Source organism: Acinetobacter sp. EKM10A, assembly GCF_011075215.1.
GTDB lineage: Bacteria > Pseudomonadota > Gammaproteobacteria > Pseudomonadales > Moraxellaceae > Acinetobacter > Acinetobacter baumannii.
In genome coordinates this window covers 349,049-363,826 of sequence record NZ_JAALLK010000001.1, presented here as the reverse complement: position 1 = coordinate 363,826, position 14,778 = coordinate 349,049, and the positions used below count along the sequence as shown (strand labels likewise).

Sequence of the window (14,778 nt, the reverse complement as noted above, 5' to 3'; positions counted from 1 at the left end):
AAAAAAGCAAAGCCGCATGATTTAAATGCGGCTAAAAGGAATAAATGTAGAAATTAATTTATTAGAACTGGACCTGATCCACATCAATTTCTACACGTTTTAAAGGCTTATAATCTATGTCTACTTCACCAATTAAAGTCACATTTGTATTGGCTGAAACAGGACGTCCTTGCCAAAGCTCATCATCTACATCAATTGTAATGCTACCGCTCTTATCGCGGAATTGATATTTTTCGTCACCTAAAGATTTTACGACCTGACCATGTAATTTTACAGGTGTATTATCTTTTGATGCTAAAGCTTGTTTCACTGTAGTAACTGTCGCTGGAGCAATAGCTGCCTGATTCACAGGTGTATTTGCTACAACCACACCCGCAGTTGCCATACCCGCAGTCATCAAAATTACTTTAAGCATTTTCATAAAATTACCCTCTGTTATTTGGTTTACCCTTGGAATAAAACAATTACATCATCGGTAGATGAGGTGAATCTTAAGAAAAATTTAATTTAATGGAACAACCCGCAGCACCTCTTCCAAGGTGGTCAAACCTTCAATAACTTTGCGAGCTCCTGCAATTCTTAAAGGCTCTACACTTTCTTTTTTAGTTTGGCTTCTTAATTCATTTAATGTCGCATGACTGCTAATAAGATGTTTAAGCTCAAGACTAACTGGCATAAACTCATAAATGCCGATTCGACCTTTATAACCCGTATGCCGGCACTCTTCACAACCTACTGCCCGATAAACTTTTTCTGGCATTTCCATAATGTAGTCAAATGTTAGGTGCTGCCATTCATCTTCATTAATATGAGTTTGTTGTTTGCAGTGCGGGCAAAGCTTACGCACTAAGCGCTGCGCTAATACACCTAAAATAGTCGCGGCTGTTAAAAATGGTTGTACGCCTAAATCGTGTAAACGGGTCAAACTAGACGGCGCATCATTGGTATGTAAAGTTGATAATACTAAATGGCCTGTGAGTGCAGCTTGAATGGCCATATTCGCAGTATCTTGGTCACGAATTTCCCCAATCATAATAATGTCTGGGTCTTGTCGCATAAGCGCACGTACACCATCTGCAAAGCCCAGTTCAATTGCATGATTGACCTGCATTTGGTTAAAACTAGGCTCTAGCATTTCAATCGGATCTTCAATGGTACAGACATTGACCTGCTCGGTTGCAAGCTGTTTTAAAGAAGAATATAACGTTGTAGTTTTACCAGAACCTGTTGGCCCCGTAACCAAAATAATGCCGTGACTATTTTGCGTAATACGCTGCCATTGCTGTAATAAAGACTGGTCGAAACCTAATTGCTGAAAAGAACGTACTAGTACATCTGGATCAAAAATACGCATAACCAGTTTTTCACCAAACGCTGTTGGTAAGGTAGATAGACGTAGTTCGGTTTCTTGTCCTTTCGGCGTACGTGTTTTTAAACGACCATCTTGCGGTTTACGCTTTTCTGCTACATTTAGACGCCCTAAAATTTTAATCCGAGAAATCACGGCGGTCAGAGTATTTGAAGGCATGTTATAAATGGTATGTAAAACACCATCGATACGGAACCGAACTTTGCCATTGTCTTTACGCGGTTCCATGTGAATGTCACTGGCGCTCTGTTCAAATGCAAATTGCAATATCCAGTCTACTAATTTCACAATATGCTGATCATTGGCATCAGGGTTTTGGCTATCGCCAAGTTGTAAAAGCGCTTCTACACCTTTGTTATCACGGTCATGAGCCGCATCTTTTTGAGCTGAGTTTACTGCACGGCTAACTTGATAATATTCTCGTAAATAACGTTGTAATTGCTCCGGGTTGAGAAATACCCGTTCAATTTTTTTGGGTGCTAAACTCTTCTCTAAATTATTTAGCCAGTCTGTTTGAAAAGGCTGGTCTGTTCCTATCACAATCCGGTCCGCATGGACTTCTACAGCTAAAATATGATTACGGATCGCAAACTCTTGCGACATGACTTGAGTTAAAGCACTCACATCTGCCTTTAAAGGATCAATCACAAATAAAGGTAATTGCGCCCGATCTGCAAACCATTGGCACAGACGGTTTAAACTTAAATGTGCTTGTACATGATGTTGGTCTTTTAAATTAAAATGCGCAATCCACTGTAATGGATGCCATTTCAACTGATCTTTTTGCCTATTTGTGGTTTGTACAAGTAACTTATCTCGTTCAGTGATACGGCCTTCTTGTAATAGTTGTTCTAGACACCAATGTGTGTCTATTTCTACATGTATATTCATGTGTTTTCCCCAATATATTTTTATAATATATCAGAGAAGTTTTAGATTTAGCCCGTCTAAAAAAACCAAGTTTAGGTTTTAAATATCTTTGAACTTCAAATAATTAATCCTATTCTCAACTTAGTATTTTTTTGTGTCGTAGATCATATTTATAAAGATGCTTATTGTGATAGTTTGATTAAAAAAGAGACTAGGCTCAATACAAGAAAAAGCATAAACTAAAATGGAATACATGATTTTTAAATGACTGACATCTACATATAACAATAAACCAAAGAGGAAGTATTATGAATCTTCCAATGACAATGTCATTACAAACCGTATCTTTTGAAGAGTTTATTACCACCATTGCGGCTGCATTAGGCTGCGGCTTATTGGTAGGTCTGGAGCGCGAACGAAGTAAGTTAAAACACGAATATAAAACTTTCGCGGGTTTTCGTTCTTTTGCAATTAGTTCCCTACTTGGAGCAATTTGTTTTTTATTTGGTACCGCAATTGGGATTGTAGGCGCTCTACTTATAGGCGCGATCAGTATCGTATCTCTTAAAAATCAGCCAAATGATCCCGGTGTCACTACAGAACTTGCCTTTATTATGACTTACTTCATTGGGGCACTTTGTATCTGGAATATTTCGTTAGCTGCGGGACTCGCCGTCATCATGACGATTATTTTATTAGCAAAACAATCAATGCACGGCATTGCCAGTCAATGGATTACCGAATCAGAGTTGCGCGACGGGATTTTTTTACTTGCTCTACTTCTAATTGCTTTACCCTTAGTTCCCAATAAACCTTTTTGGGGACCCGTTCTAAACCCTCATGTGATTTTAAAGTTACTGACGTTGATTTTATTTGTACAAGCCCTCGCACATATTGCAAAGCGGCTTTTATCCTCTAAAAATGCCTTATTACTTTCTTCTTTAGCCTCGGGTTTTGTTTCAAGTACCGCCACCATCGCGAGTCTAGGCTTAGAAGTACGCTCTGGTCGCGCGAATGCCAAAACAAATGCAGGTGCAGCGTTAATGTCATGTGTTTCCACATTGGTACAAACCTTAATTATTGTCATCGGTATAAGTTTGGCGTGGTTCAAACTCATTATATTTCCAACGCTCATTGCATTGGCTTTTTTAGCGGTATGGGCTTTCATCTTATTACGTAAGGCAGAACCCAGCACAACTTCATCTGAACTCGATACCAGAATGTTCAGCTTAAAAGAAGCGATTATTATTGCTGGGACACTTACGCTCATTCAGGCAGGGGTTTATGGTCTAAGCCTATATTTAGGTAATGCAGGCTTAATCGCAGGGACACTACTTGCCTCTTTGTTCGAAATACATGCCGCTATTGCAGCAGTGATTGTACAAGGTGAACCAAATAACTCTCAGACGTCGTTATTAATCGCGTTCATGGGTGGCTTTGCTGTTCATGCAATTGCCAAGAGCATTAACTCTGCCATTTCTGGTGGACTGCATTATGCCCTTGCTTTCATACCTGCCCAAATTTTGCATATGACAATATTTATTAGCTTGCTCTGGATGAACATACATTGGTTCTAAATAGCTTTATTACACGAGCGATGTGTCTTTCACCATATCAACAACTGTAATGACATTGCCATTAACTTTAAAATGAATATCAAAATTCGAAAATTTCATTTTATAGACTCGTTCAGGGTCTTCTTGATAGGCAGGTCTAGGATCTAATGACAATACTTGTTCTAATTCATCAAGATATTGTGCATTAATTTCTTTATCTTTAAAAAGAGACTGCTTGGTAGACAATGCATTTTCAGACCATAAGACCGATTTTCGTTCTGGTTCAGCCTGCGCATAACCACTTTGAGCATCAACAATTGCATCTGAATATTGAATATAAGGCTTAATATCTAAAATTGGCGTGCCATTTAGTAAATCACTGCCTGTAACGTACACTCTTAATGACTTACCGACTTTTTTAACCTTGTTTAAACGTACTACAGATAAGCCTATAGGCGCTGGACGATACATACTACGTGTTGCAAACACACCAATTTTTTCATTGCCCCCTAGACGTGGTGGGCGAACTTGAGGACGAAACTTAGTTGCAGTCTCCTGATTTTTATTGTCATGAAACTGCCAGATGAGCCAGAGATGACTAAATTGTTCGATTCCCTCAAAAGCTAATAAGTCATTATAAGGTTCTACCATTTCGATATAAGACTCGATATTGACCAAATTAGGCTGCCGTGGAATACCAAATTTTTCTCGAAAAGGTGAGCACATGTGCCCGACTATTGGGAGGGTGACAGAATTCATCATCACTTTTTCTTATAAACACAATTAAATATATTCAGTTTATCGGGAATGAAATTAGATTAGAATAGCAACCTGTTTTCTTTTAATCGTGATCGAGACCTTTAATGGCTGCTTTTAACGTTGAACGCATTACTCATGTGCACCACTGGAATGACACCCTTTTCAGTTTTAAAACTACACGCGACGCTAGCTTACGTTTTAAAAATGGTCAGTTCGTGATGATCGGACTTGAAGTGAATGGCAAACCGTTAATGCGTGCATATTCGATTGCAAGTGCGAACTACGAAGAAGAGTTAGAATTCTTCTCGATTAAAGTACAAGACGGTCCTTTAACTTCGATTTTGCAAAAAGTACAAGTTGGCGACGAAATTTTAGTTTCTAAAAAACCAACAGGTACATTGGTTCATGATGACCTTTTACCTGGTAAAAACTTGTATCTATTATCTTCTGGTACTGGTCTTGCTCCATTCTTGTCAATTATTCGTGACCCAGAAACTTACGAACGCTTTGAAAAAGTAATCGTAGTTCACGGTACACGTTATATTTCTGAATTAGCTTATCAAGACCTAATCTTGAACGAATTACCAAACAATGAGTTCTTTGAAGAATTAGGTATTAAAGACAAACTTGTTTACTACCCTACCGTTACTCGTGAACCTTTCCATACTCAAGGCCGTGTAACAACTGCAATTGAAACTGGTGCTTTATTTGAAAAAATTGGTTTACCACGTTTCAACCGTGAAACTGACCGCGCAATGCTTTGTGGTAGCCCTGCATTCTTGAAAGATGTTGCTGCGTTACTTGACCAACACGGTTTAGTTGAATCACCTCGTATGGGTGAAATGGGCGACTATGTCATTGAACGTGCGTTCGTAGAAAAATAAGATTTTTTCTAATTAAAAACCGAGGCAAAGGCCTCGGTTTTTTATTTCTGTTTTTACAACTTAATCGTACCGTCGATACAAGTAACAGCAGCTCCACCCACTAAAATTTTATCTTGATGTAATTCAAGTTGAAGCTGTCCTTCACGCCCTAAAGCTTGCCCCTGAGAAGAAAGTACCACATCATTTTGCGCAGGCAAAATACCATGGTAACGAATGAAAGATGCCACGCTACCATTACCGCTACCACAAACAGGATCTTCGTTAACTCCATATGCCGGAGCAAATGAACGAACTTCTATGCGCTTTTGCTCATTACTTTCTTCATAAAATCCATAAATTGTAGAGCCTGTTACTTTCATATCTAAACTAAATTGCTTTAAAGCGTTTAGATCAGGCTGACTTGCCAAAACAGCCTCAGCATTAACAGCTTGCAATACAACCCAGCGGGCTCCGACATCTACCAATGCGGCATTCCATTGAGTATTGATTTTACATTTTAAAATCTCGGCCAACTTCTCAGTTTGCAGTGTATCGAGTGGTGTAATTTTAGGTTTAGGTAACTCAAAGGAAATATGATTTGAGTCATTCACGGTCAATGTCACCAAACCAGCAGCGCACTGCTGTACCAGCCGACCTTCTTTCGCTTTAATTAGACCTGCCTCAAGCAAAGCATAGGCTGTACCAATGGTAGGGTGTCCTGCAAACGGCAACTCACTTTGTGGAGTAAAGATTCGAACCTGATAGTCAGCTTGTGAATCAGTGGCTGGCAATACAAATGTGGTTTCAGAAAGATTGGTCCAGTTCGCAATGGCTTGCATCTGCTCAGACGTTAAGGTACTGGCGTCCATAATGACTGCAACAGGATTACCTTTAAATGCTTGTGAAGTAAAAACATCGACTTGTTTAAATGCAACAACAGACATAGACCACTCCTACTGATTTTGTAATTTAAAATATGGCTTTAAATCCTCACCATTTTTTGATCTTACTGTTTTATTTTTAATGGTCACAGTATCAGTTAATATGAAAAATAATAGACACAGTTTTTAAAACTAAATCTCCATTAAAAGCATTAATCTAAATTAATCACAATATTTGAGATAAATATGAGATCACTATAAAGTGTATCCATTGCTTTTGCTTTTTAATAAATTGATATGTACAAATATAAAAAAGTGAGTGATGACCTCACCCTTCAAATTCAGAATGGCAGGCAGCCTATTGGTTCTCGGTTGCCATCAATTCGAGATTGTGCCCAACATTATCAGGTCAGTATTAACACCGTAAAAGAAGCTTATCGCCAGCTTGAAGATCAAGGTTTAATTTCAGTTCGCCCACAGTCTGGCTACTATGTTTGTCATACGCCTTCAAACTTATTAGAACTCGAAGAGCGTTATGTCAGTGAAGAAAAAGTATCTCTTTCGGGAATTAGCTGTTTTCTCGCACAAATTGTTAAAAAGCAGATGGACCCCGACTATGTCAATTTGGCCCTAGCTTGCCCATCTGGTGAAAATTTCTACCCGATTGAACGCTTAAAACGTTTAACTGCTCAGGTTTTACGAACACAGCCGGATATTTTTAAAAGCTATACTTTACCGCCCGGCTCTATACGTTTACGTACTCAAATTGCTAGACGTAGTTTACAGCTTGGTATGTTTCTATCCGCAGATGACATTGTGCTGACTCATGGCACTATGGAGGCTTTAAGTCTCGCGATTATGGCAACCACCCAAGCAGGTGACAGCATAGCGCTTGAGATCCCTACTTTTCATAACTTATATCCACTTCTTCAGAATTTAGGACGAAAAATTGTAGAAGTGCCGACTTCACCGCATACAGGGATGTGTCTAGACGCACTTGAAGAACTCTTAAAATCTCAAAGCGTACAAGCCATATTAACTATTCCAACGGGACATAATCCTCTTGGTTTTAGCATGCCTGAAAACAACCGGCGTCGCTTAGCAGAGCTCGCTAATCAATTCCAAATTCCTGTTATTGAAGATGCGATGTATGCCGAATTACAACTCATCGAGCCTCTTTTGCCAAACATTAAGGCATTTGACCAAAATGGATGGGTTTTGGTCTGTGGCAGCTACACCAAAACTGTGGCACCCGACTATCGAATTGGTTGGCTAGAAGCTGGACGCTTCCGTAATATTGTGCAGCAGCTTAAATTTACAACCACTGTTGCCGAGCCAGCTTTACTCACAGAAACGTTGGGACTTTTTTTAGAAAATGGCGGATATGATCTACATTTACGTCAGCTCAAAAAACGCTATCAACAACAAATTGACACCATCAAATCTTATATTTGTCGTTATTTTCCAGTCGGTACTCGAGTCAGTCGTCCACAAGCGGGATTTATTTTATGGTTAGAGCTACCCGAATCAATTGATACCCTAGAACTGTTTCATCAGGCCATGGATGAAAAAATCTTATGTATGCCGGGAATTTTGTGCTCGGCTGATAAACGTTTTAGTCATTGTTTACGTATTGCAGCTTGTTTTGAGTTAAATCCTAAAATGTTAAATGCTTTGATGCGTTTAGGAGAGTTAGCAAAAAATATGCTGCCTGTACAAAAAGATATAGATCAAATCCCTACTAATTCAGTAGGTTGAATCGAAAATATAGAGTTAATAAAATAAAACCATATATTTTTTATGCCTTTTATTTTATGAAAACCGAACTTCTCTCTCCCGCAGGTTCACTTAAAAACATGCGCTATGCATTTGCCTATGGTGCAGATGCCGTATATGCAGGACAACCACGTTATAGCTTACGTGTACGAAATAATGCTTTTGACCATGAAAATTTAAAAATCGGAATTGATGAAGCCCACGCTTTGGGTAAAAAGTTTTATGTTGTGGTGAATATCCAGCCACATAACAGCAAATTAAAAAACTTTATTCGTGATCTTGAGCCGATTGTGGCTATGCAGCCAGATGCTTTGATTATGTCTGATCCCGGCTTAATTATGATGGTACGTGAGTATTTTCCAGAAATGCAAATTCATCTATCGGTTCAAGCCAACGCTATTAACTGGGCCACTGTTAAATTTTGGAAAGACTACGGACTAAGCCGTGTGATTTTATCTCGTGAATTATCTTTAGAAGAAATAGAAGAAATCCAGCAACATGTGCCAGATATTGAACTCGAAGTTTTTGTACATGGCGCTCTATGCATGGCCTACTCAGGCCGCTGTTTACTTTCTGGATATATGAACAAGCGTGATGCCAACCAAGGTGCTTGTACCAATGCTTGCCGTTGGGACTATAAACTGCATGAAGCCCAAGAAGATTTAAACGGCGATGTAATTCCAGTCACTCAGCTAAATACACCAGAAAAGTCTTGCTGCTCATCAGGACAATCAGAAACAACCTCGGTTCAAACTTTACTCGTACAACGTAATGATGAAGAAATGTTTGCTGCCGAAGAAGATGAACACGGCACCTATTTTATGAACTCTAAAGATTTACGTGCGGTACAACATGTAGATCGTTTAACAAAAATGCGGATCGCTTCACTGAAAATTGAAGGCCGTACTAAATCCTATTTTTATTGTGCCCGTACTGCTCAAATTTATCGAAAAGCCATTGATGATGCATTAGCAGGTAAACCTTTTGACCCAAGCTTAATGACTCAACTCGAAGGGTTAGCAAATCGCGGTTATACCGAAGGCTTTTTAAGACGGCATGTGCATAGCGAATATCAAAACTATGCTGATGGATCATCACATTTCGACTACCAACAATTTTGTGGAGAGGTTGTAGAACGTCACGGTAATTATATTCGGATTGAAGTTAAAAACCGTTTTATGGTGGGTGACTCACTTGAGCTGATGACGCCTCAAGGCAATATCACCTTTAACTTAACCGAAATGCGCGATTTAAAAGGTAACCCAATTACAGATGCTAAAGGTTCGGGGCATTTTGTTGAAATTCCGCTCTCACAAGAGGTTGATATCAGTTATGCCCTACTCATACGTAATTTGCCGCATGCCAAGGAAAGTATTACTGCATCTACATTGGCTTATTCAGCGAGTTAAATATGGCACTTTTAATTACGAGTGACTGCATCAATTGTGATATGTGCTTACCAGAATGCCCCAATACGGCTATTTTTGAAGGGAGCAAAGTTTATGAAATTGATTCATCTCGTTGTACCGAGTGTGTAGGCTTTTACGATGCGCCAACATGTAAGGCTGTTTGCCCAATCGATTGCATAAAACAAGACCCTGCGCATATTGAAAACAAAGAACAATTATTAGAGAAATTTAAAGGCCTGAATTTAATTGGCTCATTCTCTTTTTAAAACCATTTAGAGGATCAAGTTAAAATCGCTGATCCTCTTTTTATGACTATGCTGACCAGCTATTAAATAAACGAAGAAATGGTTTAGAGCATATTGCTAGTGATAAAATCAATTTATCAGTTTAGTTCCATTTACTGGTACTTTTGTACCAAAAAAATTGAACAATCGTTAAAACTGGTCAAACTATACCAACATCTCATGTAGATTGATTAAAACCCTTTCTGGCGCAGCTTCCCATGTCTTATCTTTATTTAGCAATTGCGATTGCTTGTGAAGTTATTGCAACTTCAGCATTAAAAGCATCTCAAGGTTTTACTATTCCAATTCCGTCTATTATTACGGTTGTGGGTTATGCAGTTGCTTTTTATTTATTATCTCTTACGCTCAAAACAATTCCGATCGGGATTGCCTATGCCATTTGGTCAGGCGCAGGTATTATTTTAATTTCTGCAATTGGCTGGATATTTTACAAACAGCATTTAGACTTAGCTGCCTGCATTGGTTTAGCTTTAATGATCGCGGGTATTGTGATTATTAATGTATTTTCTAAAAATACTCATCTATAAAATATAATTAAAAAGCAACCGAGTATGATGAGAATGTTAAAAAAGTTTCACCATACTCGGTATCAATAGCTTATTTTAAACTGCCCGTCAAAAATTGCTTTAAACGCTCACTTTTCGGGTTGTTAAGTACTTCATCAGGATGTCCCTGTTCCTCAATTTTACCTTGATGCAAGAAAATCACCTGATTAGACACATGACGCGCAAAGCCCATTTCATGTGTCACTACAATCATGGTACGTCCTTCTTCAGCCAAGCCCTGCATTACTTTTAGTACTTCACCTACCAACTCTGGATCAAGTGCGCTGGTTGGTTCATCAAATAACATCACTTCCGGTTCCATAGCCAAAGCACGAGCAATCGCTACACGTTGTTGCTGACCACCAGATAAGAATGCCGGATATTTACTTTCAACGCTTTCAGGCAATCCAACTTTACGTAGATACTTGCGTGCACACTCTTCTGCTTCAGCACGTTTTACTCCAAGTACATGGATTGGCCCTTCAATGACATTTTCTAGCACTGTCATATGAGACCATAAATTAAAGTGTTGAAACACCATCATGAGCTGGGTACGCATTTTTTGTAGCTGCTTTGGGTCAACTACTTTTAAATTGCCTTTTTTATCAAAGACTGTGCGTAGTTTTTCACCATTGAGCTTAATCGTGCCATTGCTCGGTTGTTCTAAAAAGTTGATACAACGCAGCAAGGTACTTTTACCTGAACCAGATGAACCAATAATACTAATTACATCACCGGCATTTGCATCAAGTGATATTCCTTTAAGTACTTCATGATCGCCGAATGTTTTGTGTAAATCACGAATCACTAGTTTTGCAACCTGTTCCATTTATGTCTCCTAATGATTCGATGGCTTTAAAAATGCCAACCAACGTTTTTCCAACTTACGAAATATCCAAATCAAAATAAAAGCCAGCACTGCATATAACACTGCAGCAATGCCAAAAGCACTGAAAGTGTCATAGGTTGCGGCATTCACATCACGCGCAATTTTTAAAATGTCGGGAACTGTTGCTGTAAATGCAATGGTTGTCGCGTGCAACATCAAAATGACTTCATTGCCATAAAACGGTAAAGCACGGCGTAACATCGACGGAATGATAATACGTGTGTAGAGTTTCCATTTTGACATACCGAAAGCTTGAGCAGCTTCAATCTCACCATGTGGAATAGAACGAATCGCTCCAGCGAAGATTTCAGTGGTATATGCACCAGTATTGAGCGCGAATGCCAAAATGGTGCAATTTATGCCCTCTCGAAAGAATGCATCGAGAGTTTGATGTTCATGGACATAATCAAAGCTATAAATACCCGAGTAAATAATCAACAGTTGGATGTACAGTGGTGTGCCACGAAAAACATAAGTAAACAACCAAACTGGGCCACGCAACCAGATATTTTCTGATACTCGTGCAAGTGATAAAGGCACAGCAAGCACAAACCCAATACCGATTGAAAGCACTAATAACCAGGCAGTCATCGCGACACCGGTCATTTGTAGGCCATCGGTCCAAAGGTATGCTTTCCAATATTGTTGAAGGATTTCAATCATAATTGCCCCTTCCTCACACCAGCAGAATAATGACGTTCAAGCCACATTAAGATCAGGTTCGATACGGTAGTAATTACCAAATAAATAGCGGCAGCCACGATGCTGAAAAAGAACAGTTGCATAGTACTTCTACCCGCATCTTGCGTAATTTTTACAATGTCAGTCAGGCCAATAATGGAAACCAGCGCGGTCGCCTTAATCAAAACTTGCCAGTTGTTACCAATGCCGGGCAATGCAAAACGCATCATTTGAGGGAATAATACACGGTGAAAAACCTGCCACGGCGTCATCCCATAGGCCATTGCTGCTTCAATTTGTCCCCTTGGAACCGACTGAAATGCACCACGAAAGGTCTCGGTAAAATATGCACCATAAATGAACGCTAAAGTAATCACACCAGCCACAAATGGGTTGATATCAATTTGATCCATTTGCAGTGCTTCAGTAATTTGGTTTAAGCCCAACTGCAAGCTATAAAATAATAACAGCATAATCACTAAGTCAGGCACACTACGGATGAGCGTGGTATAGGCGGTTGCAATATAACGTAAGGCTTTAATATTAGAGAGTTTTGAACTCGCACCAATTAAGCCAATAATGACAGAAAGCAAGAGTGATAACAGCGCAAGCTGTATGGTCATCCATGTTCCGCTAAGAAGGAGTGGCCCGTAGCCAGAAAAAGACATGACTCATCTTCTCCTTAAAAACAATATCTAATATTGATGAGATGAGAATAGATTTAAAAATGTCGGCACTCAGCCGACATTTTTCACATCATTAGTAAATGCTAAAAGAGAAGTATTTTTTCTCGAGTTTTTTATATGTACCATCTGCAATGATTGCAGCGAGTGCCTTGTCAATATTCGCTTTCAAGTCTGCATCTTCTTTACGTAAACCGATAGCCGCACCTACACCCAATGTTTTGACATCAACCACATTGCCGCCGGCAAAAGAGAAGTTTTTACCCTTCGGTTGTTTTAAGAAAGCGCCATCAACCATGATTGCATCTTGTAAAGTTGCATCCAAACGACCAGACATCATGTCTTGGTAAATCAAATCTTGAGTTGGATAAGGGACAACACTTACACCTTTTGGAGCCCAATAGGTTTTAGCGTAAGTTTCTTGAATTGTGCCCTGCTGTACACCGACACGCTTACCTTTTAATGAAGTAGGTGTTGGTAATAACGGTGAACCTTTTTTTGCAACCATACGCGTTGGTGTGTTGTAGATTTTGCTACTAAATAAAATTTGTTTTGCACGTTCATCAGTAACAGTCATTGATGAAAGAATGCCATCAAACTTTTTCGCTTTAAGTGCCGGAATCATCCCGTCAAAAGAGTTTTCAACCCAAACACATTTAGCTTTAAGTTTTGCACAAATAGCATTACCCAAATCAACATCAAAACCAGTTAACTTGCCATCTGGTGTTTTATATTCAAACGGCGCATAAGACGACTCAGTACCAAAACGAATCACCTTCCAATCCTTTGCTTGGACATTCGTCGCAACAGCAGCCAGAACTAAGGTTGTTGAAACGAATATTTTTTTCATAAAGCTTGCCATCTTGAAGCTTCTCCTTAAAACACAAATAAGGTGATAAAAACTTGAGTATTTCGAACTTACTCATCTGCTGAAATAACAGCAATTTCTATACCATAAGTTAAGGATTTATGAAGATGTCTAAGCAATGATCTGTATTGACGGATTAAATGTTGAAAAATCAATCAAATTTTAAGATTAAGTTTTGAGCGTATAAGCTTCAGCAATATTATGCTGCTCGACCAAAGTACGAATTGTATATTCATGACCAGTTTCTTTATCACAGGCAAATTCACATTTCTGGTCGAAAGGTAAAGCTGTACCGCCAAGTAATGGACAGCCTGCAAAAAGTTCAGCGACCCAATCAACAAACACTTTTACTTTAAGCGATAAATGACGATTTTGAAGATAAACTGCTGAAATCGGCATCGGTGCTGGCGTCCACTGAGGCAATACCTCTTTTAACAAACCTGATTCTAAATGGTTGGTGAGCATATAACGTGGGCCTTGAATTATACCAAAACCTTGCAAAGCCAAGTCGATATAAGCATCACCGTCATTTACCGAAACACGTCCACGTACTGACACACTTTTAATTAAATCATCAACCACAAAGTCCCAATCGAAGTTGCGTCCGGTACGGCTTGAAAAGAAGTGAATCGCTTTATGATTTTTTTGCAAATCTTCAATTGAGGTAGGTTCGCCATATTTTTCTAAATAAATCGGTGAAGCAGCAGTTGCACACTGGAAAGTTCCGATACGACGCGCAATTAAGCTGGAATCTTTTAATTCACCCACCCGAATTGCACAATCAACTGCTTCTCCAACCAAGTCTACAGGTCGGTCATTCAGACCAATTACTAAATCAATATCAGGATAGCGTGCATGAAAATCGCGGAGCCTTGGAATTAAAATTAGACGGCCAATGGACACAGGCACATCAATACGAAGCTGACCTCTTGGCCCCCGCTCTGCATCATGAAAAGAAGATTCAATATCGGCAACATCGGCTAAAATACGGGCTGTCCGATCATAATATACGGCGCCATCCGGTGTGAGACTAATTTTTCGTGTTGTCCGATTAAGCAATCGAACTTGTAAATGCTTCTCTAAAGCCTGAATGGTTGTAGTCACAGAAGCACGCGGTAAACCCAAACTATCAGCTGCTAAACTGAAACTATTTGTTTCAACAACTTTGTTGAATACTCTCATGGCATGAAATAGATCCACACGCACACTCCTATTAATGCATTTTCTAGTGCAAACACATCAATTGTTATAAAAATACGAATAGTGTTATCAAATTTAATATATTTATTCGTGATTGACAAACTTTTATGCTCCGTCCATTCCA

The 14,778-nt window shown here is 39.2% G+C and carries 15 protein-coding genes; 6 read left to right on the top strand and 9 right to left on the bottom strand.

Going from position 1 to position 14,778, the window contains the following annotated elements; translation table 11 throughout:
• Positions 1-61 precede the first annotated feature (61 nt).
• The gene (locus G9371_RS01640) at positions 62-421 is read right to left on the bottom strand and encodes a NirD/YgiW/YdeI family stress tolerance protein (RefSeq protein WP_000783090.1); all 360 of its coding nucleotides are present in this window, start codon (positions 419-421) and stop codon (positions 62-64) included.
• 81 nt (positions 422-502) lie between these two features.
• A complete protein-coding gene (locus G9371_RS01635) occupies positions 503-2,260 on the bottom strand; it encodes a GspE/PulE family protein (RefSeq protein ID WP_001020905.1) in 1,758 nt (585 codons plus the stop codon).
• A 287-nt stretch (positions 2,261-2,547) separates the two neighbouring features.
• Here G9371_RS01635 and G9371_RS01630 point away from each other — a divergent pair, with 287 nt between their 5' ends.
• Positions 2,548-3,816: an MgtC/SapB family protein gene (locus tag G9371_RS01630; RefSeq protein ID WP_001052948.1), complete on the top strand. Its 1,269-nt coding sequence runs from the start codon at positions 2,548-2,550 to the stop codon at positions 3,814-3,816.
• Between the two features lie 9 nt (positions 3,817-3,825).
• Here G9371_RS01630 and tsaA read toward each other — a convergent pair whose 3' ends face one another.
• Positions 3,826-4,554 carry a tRNA (N6-threonylcarbamoyladenosine(37)-N6)-methyltransferase TrmO gene (gene tsaA, locus G9371_RS01625; RefSeq protein ID WP_071543219.1) on the bottom strand — a complete coding sequence of 243 codons (729 nt, stop codon included), beginning with the start codon at positions 4,552-4,554 and terminating at the stop codon, positions 3,826-3,828.
• A 104-nt stretch (positions 4,555-4,658) separates the two neighbouring features.
• Between tsaA and G9371_RS01620 the strand changes: the two genes are divergently transcribed.
• Positions 4,659-5,438 (top strand): ferredoxin--NADP reductase, encoded by a 780-nt coding sequence (locus G9371_RS01620; RefSeq protein ID WP_000718711.1) that lies wholly within the window; start codon positions 4,659-4,661, stop codon positions 5,436-5,438.
• A gap of 53 nt (positions 5,439-5,491) precedes the next feature.
• Here the strand turns inward: G9371_RS01620 and G9371_RS01615 are convergent, their stop codons facing one another.
• Positions 5,492-6,361, bottom strand: coding sequence for a PhzF family phenazine biosynthesis protein (locus G9371_RS01615; protein WP_029424510.1), 870 nt, complete (start codon positions 6,359-6,361; stop codon positions 5,492-5,494).
• A 228-nt stretch (positions 6,362-6,589) separates the two neighbouring features.
• Here G9371_RS01615 and G9371_RS01610 point away from each other — a divergent pair, with 228 nt between their 5' ends.
• From G9371_RS01610 to abeS, 4 genes are all read left to right on the top strand, one after another.
• The gene (locus G9371_RS01610) at positions 6,590-8,056 is read left to right on the top strand and encodes a PLP-dependent aminotransferase family protein (RefSeq protein WP_086221448.1); all 1,467 of its coding nucleotides are present in this window, start codon (positions 6,590-6,592) and stop codon (positions 8,054-8,056) included.
• 56 nt (positions 8,057-8,112) lie between these two features.
• A complete protein-coding gene (yegQ, locus tag G9371_RS01605; RefSeq protein ID WP_029424512.1) occupies positions 8,113-9,483 on the top strand; it encodes a tRNA 5-hydroxyuridine modification protein YegQ in 1,371 nt (456 codons plus the stop codon).
• 2 nt (positions 9,484-9,485) lie between these two features.
• Positions 9,486-9,749 (top strand): YfhL family 4Fe-4S dicluster ferredoxin, encoded by a 264-nt coding sequence (locus tag G9371_RS01600; RefSeq protein WP_001196305.1) that lies wholly within the window; start codon positions 9,486-9,488, stop codon positions 9,747-9,749.
• Between the two features lie 236 nt (positions 9,750-9,985).
• The gene (gene abeS / locus G9371_RS01595) at positions 9,986-10,315 is read left to right on the top strand and encodes a multidrug efflux SMR transporter AbeS (protein ID WP_000121129.1); all 330 of its coding nucleotides are present in this window, start codon (positions 9,986-9,988) and stop codon (positions 10,313-10,315) included.
• 70 nt (positions 10,316-10,385) lie between these two features.
• Here the strand turns inward: abeS and G9371_RS01590 are convergent, their stop codons facing one another.
• The 5 genes from G9371_RS01590 to adeL all read right to left on the bottom strand — a co-directional run bounded on the left by G9371_RS01590 (position 10,386) and on the right by adeL (position 14,654).
• On the bottom strand, positions 10,386-11,162 hold the full coding sequence (locus tag G9371_RS01590) for an ABC transporter ATP-binding protein (RefSeq protein WP_000438610.1): 777 nt from the start codon (positions 11,160-11,162) through the stop codon (positions 10,386-10,388).
• Between the two features lie 9 nt (positions 11,163-11,171).
• Complete coding sequence (locus G9371_RS01585) at positions 11,172-11,885, bottom strand: ABC transporter permease (protein ID WP_000569982.1); 714 nt, start codon at positions 11,883-11,885, stop codon at positions 11,172-11,174.
• Positions 11,882-12,571, bottom strand: coding sequence for an ABC transporter permease (locus tag G9371_RS01580; protein ID WP_000010370.1), 690 nt, complete (start codon positions 12,569-12,571; stop codon positions 11,882-11,884). Before G9371_RS01580 ends, G9371_RS01585 begins: the two co-directional genes overlap by 4 nt.
• Before the next feature lie 91 nt (positions 12,572-12,662).
• Positions 12,663-13,448, bottom strand: a complete 786-nt coding sequence (locus G9371_RS01575) for an ABC transporter substrate-binding protein (protein ID WP_000135840.1) — start codon at positions 13,446-13,448, stop codon at positions 12,663-12,665.
• A 174-nt stretch (positions 13,449-13,622) separates the two neighbouring features.
• Entirely contained in the window at positions 13,623-14,654 is a 1,032-nt protein-coding gene (gene adeL, locus G9371_RS01570) for a multidrug efflux transcriptional repressor AdeL (RefSeq protein WP_002000718.1), read from the bottom strand.
• Positions 14,655-14,778: the final 124 nt, after the last annotated feature.